Source organism: Colwellia sp. 6M3 (assembly GCF_014077595.1).
In the GTDB taxonomy this organism is placed as follows: Bacteria; Pseudomonadota; Gammaproteobacteria; order Enterobacterales; family Alteromonadaceae; genus Cognaticolwellia.
This window is the reverse complement of the sequence record NZ_JACGWF010000211.1, coordinates 1-595: the sequence shown is the minus strand read 5'-3', so window position 1 is coordinate 595 and position 595 is coordinate 1. Positions and strand designations below refer to the sequence as shown.

At 46.9% G+C, this 595-nt stretch carries 1 protein-coding gene; it reads right to left on the bottom strand.

What is annotated here, in order from left to right; genetic code table 11:
* Window positions 1-595, bottom strand: a 595-nt coding sequence (locus tag H4J50_RS19060) for a DUF11 domain-containing protein (RefSeq protein WP_182257710.1), incomplete at both ends; no start/stop codon positions are given.

Genomic DNA, 595 nt, shown 5'->3' with positions numbered 1-595 from the left:
GTTGCATCGTCATCGGCAGCATTACCATTGTTTGTTTCTGGGTCAGTACCGTTATCTGAGGTGTCATTAACCGTTGCACCACTTGGGCTAGTAGCGCCAGCGGTTGCACTGTTGTTGTATGGACCTAGGTTAGTGCCTGGTGTAACGGTGACCGTTAAGCTGATCGTTTCGCTTTCGCCAACCGCTAAGTTTTGGTTTGCGGCTAATAAATTTTTATCACCATCGCCATTAAAGGCATTGTTTATGGTGAGTGTGCCACCAGTGCTTTTGGCATCAACAACAAAGGTAGCGCCACTAAAAGTCGTGGTAAGGTCATCAACAACTTGCACATTGCTTAGGCTGATATCACCAGTATTTTTAACCACCATAGAATAGGTTAGTGTATGTGTACCATCACCATTATTGGTAGGGCCTGCACTTACGGTTTTAGCAACGCCAATAGCCGGTGCTTCAGCAAAGGTTACGGGTGTTGCATCGTCATCGGCAGCATTACCATTGTTTGTTTCTGGGTCAGTACCGTTATCTGAGGTGTCATTAACCGTTGCACCACTTGGGCTAGTAGCGCCAGCGGTTGCACTGTTGTTGTATGGACCTA